Origin of the sequence: Tundrisphaera macrotermitis (assembly GCF_051175315.1) — a bacterium.
Taxonomy (GTDB): Bacteria; Planctomycetota; Planctomycetia; order Isosphaerales; family Isosphaeraceae; genus Tundrisphaera.
This window is the reverse complement of record NZ_CP195100.1, coordinates 1,569,583-1,592,492: the sequence shown is the minus strand read 5'-3', so window position 1 is coordinate 1,592,492 and position 22,910 is coordinate 1,569,583. Positions and strand designations below refer to the sequence as shown.

At 69.6% G+C, this 22,910-nt stretch carries 19 protein-coding genes; 12 read left to right on the top strand and 7 right to left on the bottom strand.

Translation table 11 applies throughout. From position 1 onward, the window contains the following. The first annotated feature begins 50 nt into the window (after positions 1 to 50). The 4 genes from TA3x_RS06745 to sixA all read left to right on the top strand — a co-directional run bounded on the left by TA3x_RS06745 (position 51) and on the right by sixA (position 3,863). The gene (locus tag TA3x_RS06745; RefSeq protein WP_435019543.1) at positions 51 to 1,073 is read left to right on the top strand and encodes a DUF1573 domain-containing protein; all 1,023 of its coding nucleotides are present in this window, start codon (positions 51 to 53) and stop codon (positions 1,071 to 1,073) included. A gap of 96 nt (positions 1,074 to 1,169) precedes the next feature. Beyond that, entirely contained in the window at positions 1,170 to 2,438 is a 1,269-nt protein-coding gene (locus tag TA3x_RS06740; RefSeq protein WP_435019541.1) for a TIGR00300 family protein, read from the top strand. A 35-nt stretch (positions 2,439 to 2,473) separates the two neighbouring features. Continuing rightward, positions 2,474 to 3,337 (top strand): dimethylarginine dimethylaminohydrolase family protein, encoded by an 864-nt coding sequence (locus TA3x_RS06735; RefSeq protein WP_435019539.1) that lies wholly within the window; start codon positions 2,474 to 2,476, stop codon positions 3,335 to 3,337. Between the two features lie 37 nt (positions 3,338 to 3,374). Then, positions 3,375 to 3,863: a phosphohistidine phosphatase SixA gene (sixA, locus tag TA3x_RS06730; protein WP_435019537.1), complete on the top strand. Its 489-nt coding sequence runs from the start codon at positions 3,375 to 3,377 to the stop codon at positions 3,861 to 3,863. A 2-nt stretch (positions 3,864 to 3,865) separates the two neighbouring features. On the opposite strand, the gene ppk1 is transcribed toward sixA, so the two are convergent. Continuing rightward, entirely contained in the window at positions 3,866 to 6,085 is a 2,220-nt protein-coding gene (gene ppk1 / locus TA3x_RS06725; RefSeq protein ID WP_435019535.1) for a polyphosphate kinase 1, read from the bottom strand. Between the two features lie 48 nt (positions 6,086 to 6,133). Next, entirely contained in the window at positions 6,134 to 7,009 is an 876-nt protein-coding gene (locus TA3x_RS06720) for a deoxyribonuclease IV (protein WP_435019533.1), read from the bottom strand. A gap of 131 nt (positions 7,010 to 7,140) precedes the next feature. Here TA3x_RS06720 and TA3x_RS06715 point away from each other — a divergent pair, with 131 nt between their 5' ends. Next, positions 7,141 to 7,605 carry a hypothetical protein gene (locus TA3x_RS06715; protein ID WP_435019531.1) on the top strand — a complete coding sequence of 155 codons (465 nt, stop codon included), beginning with the start codon at positions 7,141 to 7,143 and terminating at the stop codon, positions 7,603 to 7,605. 5 nt (positions 7,606 to 7,610) lie between these two features. On the opposite strand, the gene sppA is transcribed toward TA3x_RS06715, so the two are convergent. Continuing rightward, positions 7,611 to 9,404 (bottom strand): signal peptide peptidase SppA, encoded by a 1,794-nt coding sequence (gene sppA / locus TA3x_RS06710; protein ID WP_435019529.1) that lies wholly within the window; start codon positions 9,402 to 9,404, stop codon positions 7,611 to 7,613. A 339-nt stretch (positions 9,405 to 9,743) separates the two neighbouring features. Between sppA and TA3x_RS06705 the strand changes: the two genes are divergently transcribed. Continuing rightward, positions 9,744 to 10,103, top strand: coding sequence for an STAS domain-containing protein (locus TA3x_RS06705; protein WP_435019527.1), 360 nt, complete (start codon positions 9,744 to 9,746; stop codon positions 10,101 to 10,103). 109 nt (positions 10,104 to 10,212) lie between these two features. Next, on the top strand, positions 10,213 to 12,846 hold the full coding sequence (gene mutS / locus TA3x_RS06700; RefSeq protein ID WP_435019525.1) for a DNA mismatch repair protein MutS: 2,634 nt from the start codon (positions 10,213 to 10,215) through the stop codon (positions 12,844 to 12,846). Positions 12,847 to 12,933: 87 nt separating this feature from the next. Here mutS and TA3x_RS06695 read toward each other — a convergent pair whose 3' ends face one another. From TA3x_RS06695 to TA3x_RS06680, 4 genes are all read right to left on the bottom strand, one after another. Beyond that, positions 12,934 to 13,575: a septation protein SpoVG family protein gene (locus TA3x_RS06695; protein ID WP_435019523.1), complete on the bottom strand. Its 642-nt coding sequence runs from the start codon at positions 13,573 to 13,575 to the stop codon at positions 12,934 to 12,936. Between the two features lie 33 nt (positions 13,576 to 13,608). Next, entirely contained in the window at positions 13,609 to 14,487 is an 879-nt protein-coding gene (ispE, locus tag TA3x_RS06690; protein WP_435019521.1) for a 4-(cytidine 5'-diphospho)-2-C-methyl-D-erythritol kinase, read from the bottom strand. 262 nt (positions 14,488 to 14,749) lie between these two features. Further along, positions 14,750 to 15,331 (bottom strand): tetratricopeptide repeat protein, encoded by a 582-nt coding sequence (locus TA3x_RS06685; protein WP_435019519.1) that lies wholly within the window; start codon positions 15,329 to 15,331, stop codon positions 14,750 to 14,752. 91 nt (positions 15,332 to 15,422) lie between these two features. Then, entirely contained in the window at positions 15,423 to 16,400 is a 978-nt protein-coding gene (locus tag TA3x_RS06680; protein ID WP_435019517.1) for a D-alanine--D-alanine ligase family protein, read from the bottom strand. Positions 16,401 to 16,542: 142 nt separating this feature from the next. On the opposite strand from TA3x_RS06680, the gene TA3x_RS06675 reads away from it, so the two are divergent. From TA3x_RS06675 to TA3x_RS06655, 5 genes are all read left to right on the top strand, one after another. Next, a complete protein-coding gene (locus TA3x_RS06675; protein WP_435019515.1) occupies positions 16,543 to 17,580 on the top strand; it encodes a putative zinc-binding metallopeptidase in 1,038 nt (345 codons plus the stop codon). Between the two features lie 297 nt (positions 17,581 to 17,877). Beyond that, the gene (locus TA3x_RS06670) at positions 17,878 to 18,636 is read left to right on the top strand and encodes an SPFH domain-containing protein (RefSeq protein WP_435019513.1); all 759 of its coding nucleotides are present in this window, start codon (positions 17,878 to 17,880) and stop codon (positions 18,634 to 18,636) included. A gap of 140 nt (positions 18,637 to 18,776) precedes the next feature. Beyond that, positions 18,777 to 20,366 (top strand): serine/threonine-protein kinase, encoded by a 1,590-nt coding sequence (locus TA3x_RS06665; protein ID WP_435019511.1) that lies wholly within the window; start codon positions 18,777 to 18,779, stop codon positions 20,364 to 20,366. A 111-nt stretch (positions 20,367 to 20,477) separates the two neighbouring features. After that, positions 20,478 to 21,785 carry a sensor histidine kinase gene (locus tag TA3x_RS06660; RefSeq protein WP_435019509.1) on the top strand — a complete coding sequence of 436 codons (1,308 nt, stop codon included), beginning with the start codon at positions 20,478 to 20,480 and terminating at the stop codon, positions 21,783 to 21,785. A gap of 81 nt (positions 21,786 to 21,866) precedes the next feature. Next, a complete protein-coding gene (locus TA3x_RS06655; protein WP_435019507.1) occupies positions 21,867 to 22,892 on the top strand; it encodes a PstS family phosphate ABC transporter substrate-binding protein in 1,026 nt (341 codons plus the stop codon). The last annotated feature ends 18 nt before the right edge of the window (positions 22,893 to 22,910 follow it).

Genomic DNA, 22,910 nt, shown 5'->3' with positions numbered 1-22,910 from the left:
TGGACGCCGCGGAGGATCGCGCGGCTAACGACGGTCGCATGGAGGCGGTGATGAGTCGGCTACTGTTGTCATGGATCGTCGGGGGCGTCGCGGTGGCTTCGGGCCTGATCGGGACCGGGGCCGCCCGGGCCGCCGCCGAGCGGAACTGGTCCGAGACCCTGTTCGACGAGCGGGCGCACGACTTCGGCCCGGTCCCGCGCGGGGCCAAGGTCCGCCACCCGTTCGTGCTGACCAATCGCACCAGCTCCCCGCTGTCGATCACCAACCTCCGCGTCTCGTGCGGCTGCACCAGCGGCCGGGCGAACGTGGCCCTGGTGGAGCCGGGCAAGACGGCGATCATCGAGGCGGAGATGGACACACGCAACTTCGTCGGGCGGAAGTCCACGACGCTGTTCGTGTCGGTCATGGCCGGCAACCAGGAGGCCGAGATCGGGCTGGGCGTCTCGTCGATGATCCTCAGCGACGTGGTGCTGAACCCCGGCTCGGTCGACTTCGGCACGGTCGGCCGCGGCCAGGCCACCGGCCAGGTGCTGACCATCGACCGCGTCGGCAAGCCCGACTGGAAGGTCGTCAAGATGGTCTCGGCCAGCAAGGCGCTGATCGCCTCGCTCCAGGAGACCAAGCGGGCCAACGGCGAGGTCGGCTACCAGCTCAACGTCGGCCTCCGCCCCGATGCCCCGTCGGGCATCGTCCGCGACGAGATCCGCCTGATGACCAACGACCCCGAGACCCCCGGCATCCCGGTCCTGGTCACGGCGCAGATCCGGGGCGACCTGTCGGCCTCCCCCAGCCTGCTCTCGCTGGGCAACGCCACGGCCGCCGCGCCGGTCGGTGGCAAGTTCATCGTCCGGTCCTCCAAGCCGTTCTCGATCACCAAGATCGAGGGGATGGGCGACGGCTTCAAGATGGTCGACTCGACGCCCGGGGCGAAGTCGATGCACGTGATCGCCCTGACCTACAACCCCGCCGAGGGGACCACCCGGGGCGACCTGCACCGGACCTTCCGGATCACCACCGACCTGCCCGGCGAAGCCCCCCTGGACGTCGCGGCGACGGTCCACGTCAACCCCTGACGCCGATCCCGGACCGAGCCTTTTGCCGCTGACCGACGTAGAATCCAGGAGAGCGACCGGACCACGAACCCCCGAAACCCGAGAGGACGATCCGTCATGGGACGCGACGACCGGAGGGAAATTGCAGCCCCGACCATCGAGGCCGGGGCGAACGAGGAGGTCGAGGTCCGGGGCCACATCGTCGACTCGTTGCTCCTGCCCAAGATCCTCGATCGGATCCTCCAGATGGGCGGGACCTTCGAGATCCGCGAATGCCGGATCGGCTCGCGGCGGGTCGACCCGAGCTATGCCCGGATCCTGGTCCGGGCCGCCACCCCGGCCGCACTCGACGAGATCCTCGGCGACCTGGTCGAGCACGGGGCCTCGCCGACCGACCCGGAGGACGCCCGGACCGCCCGGGCCGACATCGCCGGCACCTTCCCGGACGGCTTCTACAGCACGACCAACCAGCGCACCCAGGTCCGCATCGGCGGCCGCTGGGTGGACGTCGCCGATCAGGAGATGGACTGCGGCATCGCGCTGGACCTCGGGGCCGGGACGGCCCGGTGCGTGCCGATGATCGAGGTCAAGGTCGGCACGCCGATCGTGGTCGGCCACGACGGGGTCCGCGTGACCCCGTCGGAGCGGGCCCGGGACTCGACCGTCTTCGGCTTCATGGGCTCCAGCGTCTCGACCGAAAAGCCCAAGGCCGCCACCCTGCGCGGTGTGGTCTCGGCGATGAAGGCCACCCGGGCCGAGGGGAAGAAGGTCCTGCTGGTCGGCGGCCCGGCGATCGTCCACACCGGGTCGGCCCCGCACGTCGCCCGCCTGATCCGCGAAGGCTGGGTCCAGACCCTGTTCGCCGGCAACGCCCTGGCCACCCACGACATCGAGCAGGCGCTCTACGGCACCAGCCTGGGCGTCTCGATCGACGAGGGGGAGGCGATCGAGCACGGCCACGAGCACCACCTCCGGACCATCAACACCGTCCGACGCGCCGGGGGGATCCGCCCGGCGGTCGAGTCGGGGCTGATCCGGTCGGGGATCATGTACGAGTGCGTCAAGAACGAGGTGGACCTGGTCCTGGCCGGGTCGATCCGCGACGACGGGCCGCTGCCCGACGTGATCACGGACACCGTGGCGGCGCAGGCCCGGATGCGCGAGTCGATCCGCGACGTCGGCTTCGCCCTGATGATCGCCACGGCGCTCCACTCGATCGCCACCGGCAACCTGCTCCCGGCCTGGGTGCGGGTGGTCTGCGTCGACATCAACCCGTCCACCGTCACCAAGCTGAGCGACCGGGGGACGTTCCAGACGGTCGGCCTGGTGACCGACGTCGAACCCTTCTTGCGGAGCCTGGCCGGCCTGCTGGCCGACGGCACCTGAGCTTCGCCCCTTCTTTTCGCCGGAGGACTCGGATCATGAGCGCGACGCCTCGGATCTTGATGTGCCCGCCGGATCACTACGGGATCGAGTACGAGATCAACCCCTGGATGGACCGGGCCCGGGGGAGCGACCCGGCCGAGTCGGCCCGGCAGTGGCGGGCCCTGCGCGACGCTTTGGTCGACCTTGGGGTCGTCATCGAGACGATGGACCCGGTGCCGGGCCTGCCCGACCTGGTGTTCACGGCCAATGCGGGGCTGGTGTTTGGCGACCGCTTCTTCTCGGCCCGGTTCCGCCACGGGGTCCGCCAGGGGGAGACGCCCCTGTTCGATCGCGCGGCCCGGCGGCTGGGGTTCACGGTCGAGGCGCTCCCGCCCGGCCACAACTTCGAAGGGGCCGGGGACGCCCTGTTCTGCGGGCCGACCCTGTTCGCCGGGTATCGCTACCGGAGCGACGCCCGCAGCCACCAGTGGCTCGGCCAGAGGCTCGGGGTGGAGGTCCTGCCTCTGGAACTGGTGGATCCCCGGTTCTACCACATGGATACCTGCTTCTGCCCCTTGTCCCCGGATGCCGCAATCTACTATCCTGGGGCCTTCGACGAGTACGGTCGCGCGGTCCTGCGCGACCGGATCGGGACCCTGATCGAGGTCTCGGCCGAGGAGGCCGCCTCGTTCAGTTGCAACGCGGTGGTGGTGGGACGCACGGTGCTCCTCAACGACGGGGCGCCAAGGTTGGCCGAGGACCTCGGCTCTATCGGCTTCGCCACCCGCCCCCTCCGCCTGACCGAATTCATCAAGGCCGGCGGCAGCGCCAAGTGCCTGACCCTCCGGCTCGACGGCGAGGAGGCCGCGGCCTGGCGCGAGGACCGACCCTCGATCCCCGCGCTGGGAGCCGCCGGCTGAGGCCGGACGAACCGGGAAGAAAGCCCCGAGCGACCCCATGAAGACTCTGTACCTGGTCCGTCACGGCATCGCGGTCGACCCCGGTCCTTCGGGCATCCCCGACGACGACCGTCTCCTGACGCCCGAAGGGGAGCGCAAGGTGCGGATGGTCGGCCTCGGCCTCCGCCGCAACAAGGTGAAGGTCGACCGGATCGCGACCAGCCCCCTGCCCCGCGCCCTGAAGACGGCCCAGATCATCGCCCAATCGCTGAAGGCCACCGACCTGCTGGAGAAGGCCGACGAGCTGCGCACCGGCCGCGATGCGGCCGCCGTCCGCGACTGGCTGGCGGCCCGCACCGAGACGAGGATGATGATCGTCGGCCACAACCCCTGGATCTCGGAGCTGCTGGCCCTGCTCACCACGGGCCAGGCCTCTCCGCTGATCTGCGACATCCGCAAGGCGGGCGTGGTCGCCCTGAGGTCCGCCGGGCCGGAGGGGGCCTACCAGATCGACTGGATCGCCCGCCCCCGGCTGTTCCGCCACTGAGATCAGGGGCGGCCGTCGTCGGCCTCGATGGCCCGGAACAGGTGGCCGGGGTCGGCCTTGGAGCGGTTGGGGCGGATCGGATCCGCCTCCGACAGCTCGCGCGCCATGTTCTGGAACTCGATCTGCGACCGGATCATCGGCTCGCCGGGGCGGGCCGGCGGGACCCGGCGATACACGCCGTCGGAGTCCAGGACCCGCGCCTTGACGTTGTCGGCCAGGGAGATGCCCAGGATCCCGTCGATGATCTGGTTTTTGAGCCGGGGGTCTTCCACCGGGAACATGATCTCGACCCGGCGGCGGAAGTTGCGCGGCATCCAGTCGGCCGACGACAGGTAAACCTCGGGGTCGTCGTTGTTCTGGAAGTAGGTGATCCGGGAGTGTTCCAGGAACTTGTCGATGATGCTGATCACCCGGATGTTCTCCGACATCCCGGGCAGGCCCGGCCGCAGGCAGCAGATTCCCCGGACGATCAGGTCGATCCGGACGCCGGCCCGCGACGCGGCGCAGAGGGCGGAGATGGTGTGGGGGTCGACCAGCGAGTTCATCTTGGCGATGATCCGCGCCGGCAGCCCGGCCTCGGCGTTCCTCCGCTCGCGGTCGATCATCGAGATCAGGCGATCGGCCAGGTGGGTCGGCGCGATCACCAGCTTCTTCCAGGCGTGCCCCTGGGAATAGCCGGTCAGCAGGTTGAACAGGGCGCTGGCGTCCTCGCCGAACCCGGGGCGGCAGGTGAAGAAGCTGAGGTCGGTGTAGATCCGCGCCGTGGTCGGGTTGTAGTTGCCGGTGCCCAGGTGGACGTAGCGGCGGATCCCGTCCTTGTCGCGGCGGACCACCAGCGCGGCCTTGCAGTGGGTCTTCAGCCCGACCATCCCATAGACGACGTGGACGCCCGCCTTCTGGAGGGCGCGGGCCTTGGTGATGTTGTTCTCCTCGTCGAGCCGCGCCTGCAACTCGACCAGGGCGGTGACCTGCTTGCCGTTCTCAGCGGCGCGGGCCAGCGCCGTGATGATCGGGTTGGCCTCGGCGGTGCGATACAGGGTCTGCTTGATCGCCAGGACGTGGGGGTCCTCGGCCGCCTGCTCGATGAACTGGATGACCGTCTCGAACGACTCGTAGGGGTGGTGGACCAGCAGGTCCTGGCCCCGCATCGCTTCGAAGACGTCGCTCCGGTTGGAGAACGCGGCCGGCATCTGCGGCTCGTAGGGGGGCTCCTTCAGCTCGCGGAAGCCCTCGATCTTGCACAGGGCCAGCAGCGAGGTGAGGTCGATCGGCCCGGGGACCTTGTAGACGTCGCGGCTGTCGAGGTCGAGGGCCGAGGTCGACTGGAGCAGCCCGAGGAATCCCTCGTCGGACGACTCGGCGATCTCCAGGCGGACCGCGTCGCCCCACTTGCGGAGCCGCAGGGTCTCCTGGACCGTCGAGAGCAGGCTGCTCTTGATCTCGGTCTCCTGGAACGACAGGTCGCTGTTTCGCGTGACCCGGAACGGGACCCGGGCGGCGACCCGGAACCCGCCGAACAGGGAGTCCAGCCGGGGGGCGATCACGTCTTCGAGGAAGACGAACCGGTACTTGCCGTCGCCGACATCCGGCAGGCGGACCAGGCGGCTGAGGACCGACGGGACCTGGAGCACCGCGTAGAGCTGGCGGGGCGGGTCCTGGCCGATCGTCTCGATCCGCAGGATCAGGTTCAGGCTCTTGTTGTGCAGGTGCGGGAACGGGTGGGCCGGGTCGATGGCCAGCGGGGTCAGGACCGGGTAGACCTGGGTGTCGAAGTAGGTGTCCAGGAACGCGACCTGCTCGGGGGTCAGGTCCGATTCCTCGCAGAGGATGATCCCGTGGCGGGCGAGCTGGGGCCGGAGTTCGTTGCGCCAGAGGTTGGCCTGGCGGGCGACGAAGTCGTGGGCGCGGCGCGAGATCTCGGTGAGCTGCGCCAGCGGGCCCAGGCCGTCGGGCGGGGTATCCTGCGGCTCCAGGCTGTCGTAGAGCTGGGCCTGGAGGCCGGCGACCCGGACCTCGAAGAACTCGTCGAGGTTCGAGGCCGAGATGGCCAGGAACCGGAGCTGCTCCAGGAGGGGATTGGACGGGTCCATCGCCTCTTCGAGGACGCGCTCGTCGAAGTCGAGCCAGCTCAGCTCGCGGTTGATGAACAGGCTGGGGTCGGCCGCCGTGGGCGGCGCCGGCTTGGCCGCCGCGACGGGGCCGTTGTTCCGGGAATGATCCATGCGAGGCCGCGCCTCCGGTCCCACCCCGCCTTGCCGCGAAGAGATCGGTCAGGCGGTGACGACTGCGGGTTGTTCCAGTTGTCCGAGCACGCGGAGGTTGACGGCGTCGAGGTCCTCCCCCTCCTCCATCCCCTTGGGCGTCTCCAGGATCATCGGGAGATGCCGGAACCGGGGGTCATTGACGAGGAAACGAAACGGCTCGACGCCGAGATGCCCGCGGCCGATGCCGGCATGGCGATCGACGCGGCTCCCCAGCGGTTTCAGGCTGTCATTGAGGTGCAAGACGCGAACACGGCCCGTTCCCACGGCCCGGTCGAGTTGCCCCATGGTGTCATCGTACTCCGACGGCGTGCCCATCGGATACCCCGCCGCGAAAATATGACAGGTGTCCACGCACACGCCCAGCCGCCCCGGTTCCTCGGTCAGCTCAAATAAGCGACCCAGGTGTTCGAAGCGATGCCCGAGGCAGCTCCCCTGCCCGGCCGTCGTCTCCAGGGCGACCCGGATCGACAGGCCGGGGGTGCGGCGATGGACCTCGTCCAGCCCCCGGGCGATCCGCACCAGGCCGGCCTCCTCGCCCGAGCCGACGTGGGCCCCGGGGTGCATGACCAGGTCGGTCAGGCCCAGCGCCTCGCCCCGCTCCAGCTCCACCACCAGGGCATCGATCGACTTCTGCCAGAGCGCGTCGTCGGGGCTGCCCAGGTTGATCAGGTAGGACGCGTGGCCCACCGGGTCGCCGACCCCGGTCGACTCCAGGGCCGCCTTGAAGGCCGAGGTGTGGGCCTCGGTCAGCGCGGCGGCCCGCCACTGGTTGTTGCTCTTGGTGAAGACCTGCACGGACCGGAAGCCGACCTTGTGTGCCGCATGGACGGCCCGGTCATGCCCGCCGGCCATCGACATGTGGGCCCCGAATTTCGCCATCATCGCCATCCTTGTTTCGCGGCGGCGGCCCCGGTCCCAATCCGGTTCCCGGAACCTTGCCCGCGACTTCACCGCACTTTTATAATTCGGGTCGAGCGAGGCGAGGCGGACATTTTTTGCCGGGGGATTCGACCATGGGATGGTTCATCTGGGGCATGATCCTCCCGGCCTGCCTGTTCGCCTCCTGGCAGATCGCCCGGAATCCGTTCTGGCGGATCGTCGAGGAGGTCCAGGTCGATCAGGCCCGCGCCCTGTTCCGCCAGCGTCGGGAATGGCTCGAAGCCCGATTCCTGGGCAACCTGTCCCAGGGCCTGCCCGTCGAGGGGCTGCGCTGGGAGGGGGCCCACTGGCACGACGAGGTCCACTGGGCCCGGGACAGCAAGACCCGCCGGCTGATCGCCCTGGTGGAAGTCCACTTCGACGACGACCCCTACGACGACCCGTCCGAGCCCCACGCCCGGCACGCCACCGCCCTGTTCGAATATCGCAACGGCCGTTGGTTCGCCGACGGCAAGCGCCTCGAAGCGACCCGGCCGGGCGACGCCTTCGTCGCCAACGGGCGGTACGAGCCGATCCCCCTGCCCGATCGCCCGGCTTGATCCGATCAGTGGATCTTGAGGTCGAACGGCAGGATCACCGCGACCCGTTCGCGGCTGAACAGGCCCTGGAGGACGGCGAGCCGGTCCATCATCGAGCGGGCCGGCTCGGGCATCGCCGCGCGGAGCGACGGGGCCATCACGTCGCGGTCTTCGAGCGGGCCGACCAGGGCTTCCAGCAGCCCCTGGGCCTTGGGCAGGACCAGCAACTCGGGGGTGACGTCGCTGCCGAGCCCGGCGAGGTTCTTGGCGGCGGCGATCGCGTCGTCGGTCGTGCCGATCTCGTCGACGAGGCCGAGCTTCTGCGCCTGCCGGCCGGTGTAGACCCGGCCCCCGGCCAGCTTGTCCAGGGCCTCGACCGTCATCTTGCGGCCGGCGGCGGCCTTGGCCACGAACTGGCGGTAGGTGTCGTCCATCAGCCGCTTCATGGCGGCCCGCTCGGCCTCCGAGAACGGGCGGTTGGACGAGTACATCGTCCCGTTCTTGCCGACCGTCACGGTGTCGGTGGAGACGCCGAGTTTGTCCATCAGCCCGCCGAGGACGAACTTGCCGCCGGTCACGCCGATCGAGCCGGTCAGGGTGCCGGGCTCGGCGTAGATCTTGTCGGCGCCCATGCTGATGTAGTAGCCGCCCGAGGCCGCCACGTCGGACATGGTGGCGACGATCGGCTTCTCGATCCGCACCACCTCGCGCCAGATCAGGTCGCTGGCCAGGGCCGAGCCGCCCGGCGAGTCGACCCGGAGGACGATCGCCTTGACCGTCTTGTCCTTCTCGGCCTCGCGGAGATGCTTGATGACCGTCTCCGACCCCATCGTGGACTCGCCGAACAGGGACGAGGTCGACTTGCCGGTGGAGATCGGCCCGGACGCGTAGATCAGGGCGATCTTGGGGGCGTTGGTGCTGGCCTTCTTGGTCCCCTCGCCGGACAGCATCTGGAGCATCTTCATGAAGCCGGCGAACCCGCTCAGGTCGAGCGTCTCGTCCTTCTTGCCGTACTTGGTGTCGAGCTTGACCTTGTCGACCCCGAGGTCCTTCTTGATCGCGTCGACGAGCTGGTCCTCGTAGCAGATCCGGTTGACCAGGCCGACCGACTTCGCCGCCGTCGGGCTGTAGGGGCCGCCGTCGATCAGGGCCTGGGCGTCGGCCGGGGCGATCCCCTGCCTCTTGGCGATCGCCTCGGCCATGATGCCCAGGCTGTCGGACAGGAGGGCCGTGATCTCCTCGCGGAACGCCGGGCTCATCTGGGTCCGGGTGAACGGCTCGCCGTAGGACTTGAACTCGCCGACCTGCATCCAGTCGGCGCTGACCCCGATCTTGTCGAAGAGGGCCTTGTAGAACGTGATCTCGGCGGCCAGCCCCTTGAGCATCAGCCAGCCGCTCTCGGGCATCACGACCTCGTCGGCGGCGGTGGCGACCAGGAAGTCGGCGTTCTCGGCGCTCTCCAGGAAGGCATAGACCTTCTTGCCGGACTCGCGGAACTTCGCCAGCGCCTGGCGCATCTCGTTGCCCTTGGCCAGCCCGATGCTCAGGCCGTGGATCCGGACGATCATCGCCTTGACGGCGGCGTCATCCTTGGCCTTGAGGATCTTGTCCACGGTGGTCTTGAGGTTGTCGCCGATCGGCTCGCCGTCCAGCCCGACGGGCGACGGCCCTTCGGTCAGCGACCCCTTGAGCACGAGGTCGACGACCACCGGAGGGGCCGGGGGCGCCTTGGCTTCGTCTTTCTTCGCTTCGTCGGCCGGGGCCGCGAGGCCGAACAGGAGGCACGTCAGGCCGAGGGAGCGGGCGAGGAATCGCGTCATGGCAAACGGCGCTCCGGGTGGGATGCGGGCCGGGCCGGGCGGATGGCCCGCGGGTTCGCAGGGGCTGGCGGGGCCCGACGGGTCGGGCCGATCGAAGGGATTTCGCCGGCGCACTATAGAAATTGGCCCGGACGCCTGTCAATCGGCGGAGGGGCACGCCCGGGTCGACACTTGATTCTTGGCGGGCATGTGGTAAGTCTGGTATGGGCCATCTTGTCGGATGGCTTTCGCGACGTACACCCGGTCCGGTCCCGATGACTTTCGGGGACCGGATCGGCCCCATCCGTCGTCCTTCCTCGCTGAGTCTCGCGTCCTTGCCCAGGACAGGAGTTGCTTTCGATGTCGCAAGCCCCACGCCGTCATCTCCGCCTCGAAAACGTGGATGGAGTCACGGTCGTCAGCTTCGTGGACACGAAGATCGTGACCGAAGAGAACATCCAGGAAGTCGGCGACCAGCTCTACAGCCTGGTCGAGGATGAAGGTCATACCAACCTCCTGCTCAACTTCGGCAACGTCCAGTACCTGTCGAGCGCCGCGTTGGGCAAGCTGATCAACCTCAAGAAGAAGGTGGGCGCGGTCAAGGGCAAGCTCAAGCTTTGCTGCATCCACACCGATTTGCTGGAGGTCTTCCGGATCACCCGCCTGGATCAGGTCTTCGAGATCCACGCCGAGGAGCAGTCGGCCCTGGACAAGTTCTGATCCCGGTTCGACTCGATCCCGAACGGCGGCGGTGCCGATGAACCTGGTCTGAGGGCGGCCCTCCGGGCGGTCGCCTCGCCCATCCCCACGCCGCCGCGATCGATCCGCCATGAGCAGCGATTCCGCCCTGACGCCGATGATGCAGCAGTATCGCGAGCTGAAAAGCCGCGATCCCGAGGCGTTGCTGCTGTTCCGCATGGGCGACTTCTACGAGATGTTCGACGAGGACGCGGAGCGGGCCAAGGACCTGCTCGGCCTCGCCGTCGCCACCCGCGACAAGGACAAGGGGGAGAACGCGTCCAAGATGGCCGGGTTCCCCCACCCGGCCCTGGACCGCTACCTCAAGGAACTCGTCCGCCTGGGCGTCCGGGCGGCGGTCGCCGAGCAGGTGGAAGACCCCAAGCTGACCAAGGGACTGGTCAAGCGCGAGATCGTCCGGATCGTCACGCCCGGGACGCTCACCGACGACGGGATGCTCGACTCGAAGACGTCGAACTTCCTCGCGGCGGTGGTGGAGGTCCGCGGCAAGCTCGGCCTGGCCTGGGTCGAACTGTCGACCGGGCACTTCTCCTTGACCGGCGTCTCGCGGACCGAGCTGGTCGACGAGATGGCCCGCCTCACCCCGGTCGAGACCCTGGTGTCGGAGACCTCGGCCGATGCCGCCTGGGCCCGCGCGCTGAAGGTCGGCTCGGCGATGGCCATCACGTCGCGGCCATCGTGGGACTTCCAGCCCGAGCAGGCGCTCAAGGTCCTCAACGAGCAGTTCCGCACCACCACCCTGGCCGGCTTCGGCGTCGACGACAATGCCCCGGAGGTCCAGGCCGCCGGCGCCCTGATCGCCTACCTCCGCGACACCCAGAAGACGGCGATCGGCCACATCGCCCGGCTGGTCCCCTATCGCCGCCAGGACGTGCTGGGCCTGGACGAGATGACCCGCCGCAGCCTGGAGCTGACCCGGACCCTCCGCGACGCCCGCCGCGAAGGCTCCTTGCTCCACGCGATCGACCAGACCTGCACCCCGATGGGGGCGAGGCTGCTGGCCGAGTGGCTCACCTCGCCGCTCACCGACCCGGCCCGGATCGTCGATCGCCACGACGCCGTCGCCGAACTCGTCCGGGATTCCGGGCTCCGCTCCGACCTCCGATCCGGGTTCGACGATGCGAGCGACCTGGAGCGGCTCGCTGCGCGGGTCGGCACCGGCCGGGCCACCCCACGCGACCTGGTGGCGCTGGCCCAGACGCTCGCACTCCTGCCCCGGATCAAGGCCCGGCTCGCCGCGCGGCCTTCGAGGCGGCTGGCCGAGCTGGAGAACGCGCTGGAGCTTTGCCCCGAGATCCGCGCCGCGATCGAGGCGGCGCTGGTCGACGAGCCGGGCAACGTCATCAAGGAAGGCGGCCTGATCCGCGACGGCTACCACCCCGGCCTCGACGAGCAGCGCGAGCTATCCCGGGGCGGCACCTCGCTGATCGCCAAGTATCAGGCGGAGCAGGTCCGGCGCACCGGGATCGCCGGGCTCAAGGTCTCGTTCAATAACGTCCACGGCTACTACATCGAGGTGACCCACGCCCAGAGCGGCAACGGCGCCAAGATCCCGGCCGACTACATCCGCAAGCAGACGGTCAAGAACGCCGAGCGCTACTACACGCCGGAACTGAAGGAATACGAGGACAAGGTCCGCAACGCCCGCGAGCGGGCCAACGCCCTGGAATTCGAGCTATTCACGTCCCTGCGCGATCGGGTGGCGGCCGAGGCCCCCCGGCTGGTGCAGGCGGGGGTGGTCCTGGCGCAGCTCGACGTCCTGTGCGGGCTGGCGGAGCTGGCGGCGAGGCAGAACTACTGCCGGCCCGAGATCGTGGGCGAGCCGGTGATGGAGATCGAGGGCGGGCGCCACCCCGTGCTCGACAAGATCCTCCCGCCCGGCGCGTTCGTGCCCAACGACCTGAACCTCGGCCCGGACGGCGGGCGGATCCTCCTGATCACCGGCCCCAACATGGCCGGCAAGAGCACCTATATCCGCCAGGTGGCGCTCACGGCGGTGCTGGCCCAGATGGGCAGCTTCGTCCCGGCCCGGAGGGCGAAGGTCGGCATCGTCGATCGCCTGTTCGCCCGCGTCGGCGCGACCGACGAACTCGGGCGGGGCCAGAGCACGTTCATGGTCGAGATGACCGAGACGGCCAACATCCTCAACAACGCCACCGCCCACAGCCTGGTGATCCTCGATGAGATCGGCCGGGGCACCAGCACCTTCGACGGCGTCTCGCTGGCGTGGGCGATCACCGAGCACCTGCACGACTTCGTCGGCGCCCGGACCCTGTTCGCCACCCACTACCACGAGCTGATCGACCTCGAAAAGACGAAGCCAAGGCTCCGCAACGCCAACGTGGCCGTCCGGGAGCAGGACGGCGACATCGTCTTCCTCCACCGGATCGTTCCGGGCGGGGCCGACCAGAGCTACGGCATCCACGTCGCCCGGCTGGCCGGCGTGCCTGCCCCGGTGCTGGAGCGGTCGCGCGAGATCCTGGCGTTCCTGGAGAAGCAGCACGTCCCCGAGTCGTCCCAGGCCGCCCCGGCGCCCGAGGGCGGTCCGATCCGCAAGGTCAAGACCGGCCGGGCGTTGCAGAACAGCCTGTTCGCCGCCCTGCCCGACCCGTTGCTGGACGAGCTGCGGCAGATCGAGACGATTGGCATCACCCCGGAGCAGGCGCTCGTCCTGCTCCGCCGGCTCCGCGACCTGGCCGACTGATCGCCGACCCAAAGATGACGGCCGCGACGTTTCCCGGCTGGGGAAACGTCGCGGCCGGCTCGATTCGGGCTCGGACCCGGGGGGGGCTCAGAGGCCGCCGCCGAAGCCTTGCGACTCGCCACGTTCGGTCGACATCACGCCTTCGGCCGAGGGCTCGCGGCGGGCGGCGACGTGGGGCCCGCGGAGGACGCCGGCGCGGCCGTGCTGGGAGTGGCCGCGGAGCGGGCCGCGACGCAGCGGCGGGACGTTCTCGGACACGCCGATCGGCTCGGGGACCGGGGCACCGAACGGGACGTCGTGCTCGCCGCCGTCGAGGTCGTCGTACCGCGAGACGTAGCCCGGCAGCTTGGAGCGTTCGAGTTCGTCGGCGTAGGAGGCGAGCACCGCGCCCTGGATCTTCTCCCGGCACATGGAGTTGATCGGGTGGGCGATGTCGGCGTGCAGCTTGGCACGGCCGTCGGCGTCGCGGATGGCCCGGTTCTCGTCCAGGCGGCTGCCGCACTGGTTGCAGAACCGGCTCCGGAGGTGATTCTTGGTGCCGCAGTGCCCGCACCGATCCGTCAGCTTGCGAGACGGCATGGCGACGAAGAAGCCCTTGGCCCCTTCGATGATCTTCAGATCACGGATGACGAACATGTCGTCGAACGTGATGCTGCAGAACGCCTGCAGTCGCTCGTTGCTGCCCGAGTTGTCTTCCATGAGCTTGATGCGGACTTCGGTGATTTCCACGGCGGTACTCCTTTACGTGGTGGCGATCTCTGCTCAGGGGCCGCAGGTGACGACCCGGACCCATCCTTGTCCGAGCGCTGCGAGACGTCGTGCGGCGCTTTCAGCCGCTTCGCGGTCAGGGGCAAGGCCGAAATAGGCCGACCCGCTCCCGCTCATCATCGACCCGTCGAGCAACGGGCCCAGTCCGATCAAGGCATCCCGCACCGGCGTCAGTGCCGGCTGGAGGGCTTCCGCGACCGATTGGAGGCGATTGAACAGTTCCCGGCCGATGGCCCCCCGATCCCCGCCCGCCAAGGCGTCGAGCATCGGGCCGATCGGGCGTGGCTGTCCGGCAGTGGTCAGGTGATGATAGACCTCGGCGGTGCTCACGCCCACCTCGGGGCGGACCAGCACGAAGTCGAGTCGTTGATTCAGGGCCCAGGGGGTGACGACCTCGCCCCTTCCCCGGCACACCGCGGCGGTGCCGTGCAGGAAGAACGCGACGTCGCTGCCCAGGGTCGCGGCGATCTCGGCCAGCCGTCCCGATCCCAAACCCAGCCCCCACAGGCGGTCCAGGGCCACCAGGCTCGCGGCCGCGTCGCTCGATCCGCCCGCCAGGCCGGCCTGGGCCGGGATGGACTTGCGGAGATCGATGCGGGCGCCTCGCCGGCATCCGGTCGCGGCCTTCAGGGCCAGGGCGGCCCGGACGACCAGGTTGGACGCGTCGGTCGGCAGGGAGGGGTCGTCGCAGCGGAGCGTGATCGCGTCTTCATCCCCTTCGGTGAACGTGAGTGTATCGTGGAGGTCGACGGCGACCATCAGCGACTCGATGTCGTGATAGCCATCGGCGCGGCGTCCCAGGACTTCGAGGAACAGGTTGAGTTTCGCGGGGGCGAGGGCCTCCAGGCCCCCGGCGATCGGGCGGACCATCATCGGGCCGTCCTCCGGCGGCGGATCGCCCGGGAGGGCGTCCGTGGCCGCGATCGGGACGACCCGGCCTCGTCTCGCGAACTCATGGTCTCGTCCTGAGTTAGAACCACCCGGCCGGGCAGGCCGGGGTCGGTTTCGGGCGAATCCATTCGCTCGTCGTCCTGTGCGACGGAATCTACCCGATCCCAAATTTCTCGCAATGCGAAAATAGTTCAAAGTCGCAATGTAGATTCTGCCGACGACTGGTATTTCCGTCGATTCCGGGTCACCCCGGGCGGCGGGGGGACGAGGGCCTCGACCACGGGGCCGACCGCTCGCGCAACTCGCGAGCCAACTCCAGGTCCCCCAGGGCCTCGTGGCAGGCGATCAGCCCCTTGATCGCGTCGTAGAGCGGCCGGTTCGCCGGGTGGGCATGGGGCAGCTTCGCGGCGAAGTCGCGCGGGATCGCCCGGTCCACCAACTCGTAGGCATAGCCGAAATGGCCGCGGGCCAGGGTCGGGTCCTTGAAGTCCTCCAGCGCGATCTGGCCGAGCGCGACGTGCACCCAGAGGTTGTCGCCGCAGCCCTGGAGGGCGAAGCGGAGCGCATCGCGGGCGGCCTCGGGGTCGCCGGCCTTGCGCAGCTCGATCCCTTCCTCGTAATCCAGCTCCATCTCGTCGACGCATTTGGGATGGACCAGGACGAACTCGTCGCCGCCCAGTCGCTTCAGGCCGAGCCCGCCGCGCTTCGAGGCCCCGCCCCGCGAGCCGCCGGCCCCGGCCGCCCGCCCGGGCGCCGCGGGACGCCCGCCCCGGCCCCGCGCCGGGGGCTTCCGATTGTCGCGATTGCCGCCGCTCCGCTGGATCATCGCCGTGAACCTCCCCGCCCTCCGCGTCCGGTCGCCCTTTCTCTTAGGATACCCGGCGGCCGGGCGGATGCGGAAGATTTGCGGGCCCGGATCAGGAGGCCCGGTCGTACCGCTCCGTGGCCAGGTCGACCAGGCGCTGGATCAGGGCGTCGTAGTCGAGCCCGGCCGAGGCGGCGGAGGTGGCGAACTCCCCGGAGGCCTCCAGGTAGCAGTTGGCGTTCACCTCGATCACGTAGATCTCGCCGGTCTCGGTGAGCCGGAGGTCAACCCGTCCATAATCGCGGACCCGCAGCGCCCGGTAGGCATCCAGGGCGACCTTCTGGAGCCTGGCCCGCAGCTCGTCGGGCAGGTCGGGCATGATCGACTTCGTCCCCTTGTACTCGACGCTGTTCTTGGCCCACTTGGCCTTGGAGTCGAGGATCCGCGGCGCACCCTCGGGCAGCCCCGAGAAGTCCATCTCCACCGGCGGGAAGGCGACCGGCTCCCGGTTGCCCAGGACGCCGACGTAGAACTCGCGCCCCTCGATGTACTCCTCGGCCAATGCCGAGTCGTTGAACTTCTCGTGGATCGCGATCACCCGCTTCATCAGGCTGGTGGCGTCCTTGACCAGCGAGTTGGCGCCGATGCCGATCGAGGCATCCGCCCGCAACGGCTTGACGAACAGGGGCATCTTGAGGTTGCCGCCGGTCTCGAAATCGTCGCGCGAGAAGACGGCGAAGTCGGGGTAGAGGATCCCGTCGAAGGCCAGCGCCCGCTTGGCCAGGGCCTTGTCCTGCCTCAGGGCCAACTCGGCCGGCCCCCCGCCGGTGTAGCGGAGTTCGAGCAGGTCCAGCACCCCGGCGATGGCGACGTCGGCCCGGACGTTCTGACCGAACATCTCCATCAGGTTGAAGACGAGGTCGGGCTTCCGCCGGCCCAGCCCGGAGACCAGCTTGCGGAGGTCGCCGTGGACCCCGAGGATCGACGGCGTGTGCTTGCCCGCCCGCAAGGCCCTTGCCACCTGGTCGACGACCACGTCGTGCTCCTTGGCCGTCTCGTTCTCCAGGTACGTGATGATGGTAATCTTCAACGATTGCCCCTTGCTAGGACCGGCGGGAGGTGAGGACGTGACCACACGACGCAAGTGGAATGCCAAGTTCGCGGTACATCGCTTGCGTTAGCCCTGATCCGACGGCACCGACGACCGGATGGCCCCGACCGAGACGATCGCCATGACGGACGGACCCAAGCCTTCGTTCCGCGAGGCCGACCCCGGCCTGACCCCGATCCGCGACCTGGGGCTGAGCCTGGAAGGGTCGGCGCTGGAGCCGATCATCGCCGAGTTCCGAGAGGAGCTGCGGAGGGCCGGGATCGTGCGGGTCCGGCCCCGGTTCTACCTCTCGACCGAGTGGGGCGTGCCCGACGGCACGGTCGCCATCGCGATCCCGTTCTACCTGGCCCGGCCCGACCTCCAGGCGATCCAGGCCGACCGCGCCGGGTTCGTGGAGGGGATCGGCCGGGCGGAGATCCTCCGCTATCTCCGGCACGAGATGGGGCACGTCGTCAACTACGCCTACCGGTTCCACGACGCCCCCGGATGGACCGCCCTGTTCGGCCCGATCTCCGCCCCCTACCCCGACGAGTATCGCCCCGAGCCGTTCAGCCGGAAGTACGTCCGCCACCTGCCCGGTTGGTATGCCCAGAAGCACCCCGACGAGGACTGGGCCGAGACCTTCGCCGTCTGGATGACGCCCGACCGGGACTGGCGGGCCGAGTACGCCGGTTGGCCGATCGCGCTGGCGAAGCTGGAATACTGCGACCGGATCATGGACGAGGCGACCAACCGCGAGCCCCTGGTCTCGGCCGACGACCTCGACGAGGACGTGAGCGAACTGGCCTACACCATCGACGACTTCTACCGCGACCTGACGCCCAGCTATGGCGATGGGCCGATCCCGGACCTCGACTCGGTCCTGCGGTCGATGTTCGAAGACCTGGGCCGGCCCGAGGTCGCGCCCGTCGACACGCCCCGGCTACCGGCCTCGGCCCTGTTGCGCCGGATCGAAGGGGACCTGACCGCCGACGTGTTCCGGTGGACCGGCTGCTTCCCCGAGCGGACCCGGCCGCTGGTCCGGCACCTGGCCGAGCGGGCCGAGCGTCTGGGGCAGGTCTACCCGGCCGATCGCGAGCCGGCCGCGATCGTCGCGGTGACCTCGCTGGTCACGACGCTGGCGCTGAATCACGTGGCGCGGGGAGCTTTCGTCGGCTGATCTTTAAAATGGCGTTGTGCCCCGGGGGAAATTTGGGAAGATGAAGGTCCAATGATGCCTTGCGGACGATCCCACCTCACCGTTATGATCGCGCCCGAGCCGAACACCTCAGCCACGCCCGATCCGGTCGAAGACATGGCCCGGATCGAGGCCCTGCGATTTGGGGCCGGCTCGCGGTCTCGAACGGAATCGAATGCACATCGCCGCGCCCCGGGCGACGGACGACGGCCCAGGCCCCCAGGACTGGGGGGCCGGCATCGTGCCCGCTTCGGGACCATCCTCCGGAAAGGATTCCCCATGAGTCGTCACGACGTAGTGATCATCAAGGATTCGCACCGCGGCCTCCTCTATGAGGATGGGATCCTGAAGGACGTGCTGCCCGCCGGCCGCCACCTGATCGCGCGACGTTCGACCGGCTGGCTGGGGCGTCTGGGGTTCGGCCGGCCGGCCCCGGTCTCCGAGGTGCTCCTGATCGACATCCGGAAGACCGACCGGACGATCCCGGTGCCCGAACTCCTGACCGCCGATCGCGCGACGATCTCGGCGAGCTTCGTGGTCCAGTACCGCGTCTCCGACCCCCGGGCGGCGACCCAGGAAGTGCGCAACCCCGGCGAGATGCTCCAGGGCGAGGTCCAGACCGCCGCCCGCCGGCTCCTCCGCGGGATGACCCTGGACGAGATCATGGCCGGCCGCGACGAGATCGGCGAGGAACTGCTGATGGTCGTCGCCGACCGGGCGAGCGAATTCGGCATCGAGCTGTCCGACGTCGACTTCAAGGACCTGACCCTCCCCCTCGCGTTCCGCGAGACGATGGATCGGGCCGTGTTCGCCAAGACGGCCCGCCGGGCCTTGCCCCCCGAGGGCTGGGGCGACGACGACATGTATCGCGAGTCGGCCGACGACGCCTACGAGCCGCTGGTCGCGTCGCGCGACGACGAGGATCGGCGGATCTTCCCGATGTCGCACGACGAGGCCGACGCGATCCCCTTCTCGCGGGAGTTCGCCGGCGGCGACCCCGGCGCCGAGAACCGCCGGTATCGCGCCGTCTCCGAGTGACCGGCGGGCCGCATTCTAGGCCCGATTTCGCGGCCGCACCCGCGGCATCGGCGAAATAATTGACATCGTCGCTCCTTGTTCTAGGTTTGCCCCGAGGCGGCGGGGTGTGCCGAGGAACACCAGATTCAAGGAGCGACGCGATGGGTCCCCCGGTCCGAGTGGTCTGTCGCTCGTGCTTGCAGAGCCTGGAGTATTCGAGCGAGGCCGGCATGTCCTCGCCGATCTCCTGCCCGTTCTGCGGCCAGCAGGTCGATGCCTCCCCCTACGACCCGGACGTATCGACCGGGGAGCATGAGTCCCCGGAGGACGGGACCGTGGGGGCCGAGGACCCGACGCTGAGGGTCGAGCCCCGGGCGTCGTTCGATCCCCAGCGGATCGGCCGATTCCTGATCCGCGAGCCGCTGGGCGAGGGGGGATACGGCCAGGTCTTCCGGGCCTACGACCCCAACCTCGAGCGCGAGGTGGCGCTCAAGATCCTCAAGACGACCCGGCTCAACGATAAGGCGATCGCCCGCTTCCATCGCGAGGCCCGGGCCGCCGCCCGGCTCGACCACCCCAACATCGTCGGCATCCACGACGCCGGGCGGGATGAGGGCCGGTGCTGGATCGCCTATCAACTCGTCGTGGGCCGGACCCTGTCCAACGTCCGCGACGTCGACCGCCCGACGGTGACCGAGTCGGTGCGGATCGTCCACGACCTGGCCCTGGCGCTGGACCACGCCCACTCGCGTGGGGTCTACCATCGCGACCTCAAGCCGGCCAACGTGATGATCGATGCCACGGGCCGCCCCCGCCTGACCGACTTCGGCCTGGCCCGGCGCATCGACCTGGACTCCGACCTGACCCGCGAAGGGACCGTGCTGGGAACCCCCCACTACATGAGCCCGGAGGCCGCCGCCGGCCGCTCGCACGAGGCCGACGCCCGCAGCGACGTGTACAGCCTGGGGGTGATCCTCTACGAACTGCTCTGCGGACGGAGGCCGACCGACCTGCCCAGCGACAGCCCGCCCTGGCGGTTCAAGCCCAACCCCTCGCCGCCGACGCCGCGTTCGGTCGACCGGGCCATCCCCGCCGCCCTGGACCGGATCTGCATGAAGGCCCTGGCGTTCCACCCGGAAGACCGATACCCCGACGGGCGGTCGCTGGCCGAGGCCCTGTCCCGCCACATGGTCGCGCCCCGAAGGTCGAAGTCCGGGTCGTTCGAGCGGAGCGTTGTCATACCGGTCTTGCCGGCGGCCCCTCCCCGGGCCCCCCAGTACTGGTCGCGCGGTCTGGTCGGGGTGGGCATCGCGGTGGCGGCGTCGCTGCTCTGCCTGGCCTATGGGGCCACCTTCCGCCGGGCCGACCCGAAAGTGACCCCGCCGGCCACCGTCGAACCGGCACGGTCGCCCGACGTCACCTGGACCGTCGCCAGGCCGACACCGGTCGACCCCGCGCCGCCGGCCCCCGCCCCGCCCGCCGACGAGCCGAAGCAGGCCCCGGAAACCGCCGCGACGGCGACCCCCGCGCCCGAGGAACCCCGCTTCCAGGCCCCGGCCCGGAAGATCATCGGCAACCGCAAGACGAAGAACTTCCACCTGCCGGAATGCCCGGCGCTCGCCAACATGTTCGACCGCAATCGGGTCGTCTTCGACGGGCCGGACGAGGCGATCGCGGCGGACTACCAGCCGTGCGCCAAGTGCAACCCGACGCAACACGTCGAGTCGGACGAGGCCCCGCCCCGCCCTTGATCGACGGCCTTGCGGGGGGCGGCCGGTTGACCCGGCCGATGCCGTCCCGGATACTTCGACCGCGCCGGACCCGCGTGGGTCCGGGCGGACGCGGCCGGGGGACGCGAGTCGATGTTGCCTCCGATCGCCTGGCTCGGTGTTTGGGCGCTTGTCCTCATCGCGGGCGCCCTGGCGTGCCGCCGGTGGTTCGTCCTCCGACGGATCCTCGTCGGGTTGGAGCGCGGGCTGGAGGCTCTCGAGGCCGGGCGGCCCATCCGGCCGATCCGGGCCCGGAGCGGGGGGCGATGGGGGCGGCTGGCCCGCCGGTTCGATGCCGTGGCGGCCGGTTTGGAAGGGCGGCTCGAAGCGCTGGGGCGCGACGTCGAGCAGCTGAGGGTCGTCCTGGGTGGGATGTCCGAAGGGGTCATCGCGATCGACGCCCGGCGCCGTCTGCTGTTCGCCAATGCCAGCGCGGACCGGCTGTTCGGCCTCGACGCCCGGTCGATCGGCCGGCTGGTGCCGGAGCTGATCCGGAGCCCTGAGCTGGAGGCGGCCGTCGATGCCACCCTGGCCGGCGACCCCGACTTTCGTGGCGAGCTCGCCGTCCCGGGTCGCGAGGTCCTGCCCCGGGCCGCCCCCCGGATCCTGTCGGTCCAAGGTACGAGGCTCCCGGGCAACTGGAACCCCGGCGCGGTCCTGGTGTTCCACGACATCAGCGAACTCCGCCGACTGGAGCGGATGCGGCAGGACTTCGTCGCCAACGCCTCGCACGAGCTGAAGACCCCGCTCGCCTCGATCAAGGCGTACACCGAGACCCTGCTGGACTGGGCCATCCACGACGAGGAGGTCAACGTCCGGTTCCTCCGCCGGATCGACGAGCAGGCCGACCGGCTCCATCAACTCGTCCAGGACCTCCTGAGCCTGGCCCGGCTGGAGTCGGGCGGCGAGGTCTTCCACCACGGCCCCCTGGAGATCCGCCGGGTCGTGGAGGCCCTGGCCGAAGTCCACCGGGGCCGGGCCGAGTCCAAGGGTCTGGACTTCGTGCTCGACCTCGGCGACCTGGACGACGAGACCCGCGTGGTCGCCGACGAGGAGGCCGTCCGGCAAATCCTCGACAACCTCCTGGATAACGCCATCAAGTACACCCCCGAAGGGGGCCGGATCCGCCTCCGGTGCCGGGCCGACGGGTCGGTCTTCACGCTGGACGTGGTCGATTCCGGCATCGGCATCCCCCGCGACGACCTGCCCCGGGTCTTCGAACGGTTCTACCGCGTCGACAAGGCCCGCAGCCGCGAACTCGGGGGCACCGGGCTGGGGCTGTCGATCGTCAAGCACCTGGTGCAGTCGATCGGCGGGCAGGTGGAGGTCGCCAGCCGGCTCGGCGAGGGGTCGCGGTTCACCGTCCACCTGCCCCGGCAGCGGGCCGCGGGGCCCGCCTGAAGCCTGTGGGGATTTTCCCGATTTCTTCACGAAAGCTTCACGGGTCGGCGGTACGCTGGGATCCGGCGTTTCGAGGGATCGGTGCTGACCCCGACCCTCACGCCCTACCGGACGATCGAGACCCACATGACCGAGTCCCTGGCGCGATCGCCCCGATCCCGCCCCGCCCCGCGAGCCCGATGGGCGTCGCTCGCCCTGTTTGCGGCGATCCTCGCCGGTTGCGGCGGGGGGCAGGAGAGCGACGACACCGTCGTGGTCGATGGGTCGAGCACCGTCTTCCGGATCAGCCGCGCCGCCCAGGAGGCGTTCGCCGAGGCCGAGCCCTCGGTCGCGGTGGTCGTGGACAACCACGGGACCGGCGGCGGCTTCATCCGCTACCTCCAGAACGAGGTCGACCTGGTCGGCGCCTCGCGCAAGGCCAAGCCCGAGGAGGAGGCGAAGGCCAAGGCGCAGGGTATCGACTGGACCCGGTTCGTGGTCGGCTACGACGGGATCACCGTGGTGGTCCACCCGTCCAACGACTTCGTCAAGGATCTCACGGTCGCCCAGCTCAAGCGGGTCTGGGGCCCGGACGGCGACGCCCGGACCTGGAAGGACCTGGACCCCGCCTGGCCCGACCGGCCGATCCGGCTCTATTGCCCGGACAAGAACTCGGGCACCTTCGAGTTCTTCACCGCGGCCATCTGCGGCAAGGCCCGGAGCCAGAAGGAGGACGTCCAGTCCAGCCCGGACGATAACGTCCTGGTCCGGGGCGTCTCGGGCGATGCCGACGCGATGGGCTACTTCGGCTACGCCTACTACAAGGCGAATGAAGAACTGCTCCGCGCCGTGCCGATCCGCAAGGACGAGGCAACGCCGGCCGTCTTGCCATCGCCGGAGACGATCCTGGCGAAGGCATACGTCCCGCTGTCGCGTCCGCTCTATCTTTACGCCAAGAAGTCGGCCCTCCGTCGTTCGGGGGTCGCCTCGTTCGTGAGGTTCTACCTGGGCAAGGTCGCCACGTTCGCCGCCAAGGGGGGCTACGTTGCGCCGACCGCCGAGGACGACGAGGCGAATCGCAGGGCACTGGGCCCGGCCGCCGTCGAGGCCCCTCCGCCCGACGCCTGAGACCGGCACTGGAGACGA

Coding starts and splice junctions, on each gene's coding strand:
- TA3x_RS06670 (WP_435019513.1), top strand. CDS start 17,878: ATGAGTCGTCACGACGTAGTGATCATCAAGGATTCGCACCGCGGCCTC.
- TA3x_RS06665 (WP_435019511.1), top strand. CDS start 18,777: ATGGGTCCCCCGGTCCGAGTGGTCTGTCGCTCGTGCTTGCAGAGCCTG.
- TA3x_RS06745 (WP_435019543.1), top strand. CDS start 51: ATGAGTCGGCTACTGTTGTCATGGATCGTCGGGGGCGTCGCGGTGGCT.
- TA3x_RS06675 (WP_435019515.1), top strand. CDS start 16,543: ATGACGGACGGACCCAAGCCTTCGTTCCGCGAGGCCGACCCCGGCCTG.
- TA3x_RS06715 (WP_435019531.1), top strand. CDS start 7,141: ATGGGATGGTTCATCTGGGGCATGATCCTCCCGGCCTGCCTGTTCGCC.
- TA3x_RS06740 (WP_435019541.1), top strand. CDS start 1,170: ATGGGACGCGACGACCGGAGGGAAATTGCAGCCCCGACCATCGAGGCC.
- sixA (WP_435019537.1), top strand. CDS start 3,375: ATGAAGACTCTGTACCTGGTCCGTCACGGCATCGCGGTCGACCCCGGT.
- ppk1 (WP_435019535.1), bottom strand. CDS start 6,085: ATGGATCATTCCCGGAACAACGGCCCCGTCGCGGCGGCCAAGCCGGCG.
- mutS (WP_435019525.1), top strand. CDS start 10,213: ATGAGCAGCGATTCCGCCCTGACGCCGATGATGCAGCAGTATCGCGAG.
- TA3x_RS06660 (WP_435019509.1), top strand. CDS start 20,478: ATGTTGCCTCCGATCGCCTGGCTCGGTGTTTGGGCGCTTGTCCTCATC.
- TA3x_RS06705 (WP_435019527.1), top strand. CDS start 9,744: ATGTCGCAAGCCCCACGCCGTCATCTCCGCCTCGAAAACGTGGATGGA.
- ispE (WP_435019521.1), bottom strand. CDS start 14,487: ATGATGGTCCGCCCGATCGCCGGGGGCCTGGAGGCCCTCGCCCCCGCG.
- TA3x_RS06735 (WP_435019539.1), top strand. CDS start 2,474: ATGAGCGCGACGCCTCGGATCTTGATGTGCCCGCCGGATCACTACGGG.
- TA3x_RS06685 (WP_435019519.1), bottom strand. CDS start 15,331: ATGATCCAGCGGAGCGGCGGCAATCGCGACAATCGGAAGCCCCCGGCG.
- sppA (WP_435019529.1), bottom strand. CDS start 9,404: ATGACGCGATTCCTCGCCCGCTCCCTCGGCCTGACGTGCCTCCTGTTC.
- TA3x_RS06720 (WP_435019533.1), bottom strand. CDS start 7,009: ATGATGGCGAAATTCGGGGCCCACATGTCGATGGCCGGCGGGCATGAC.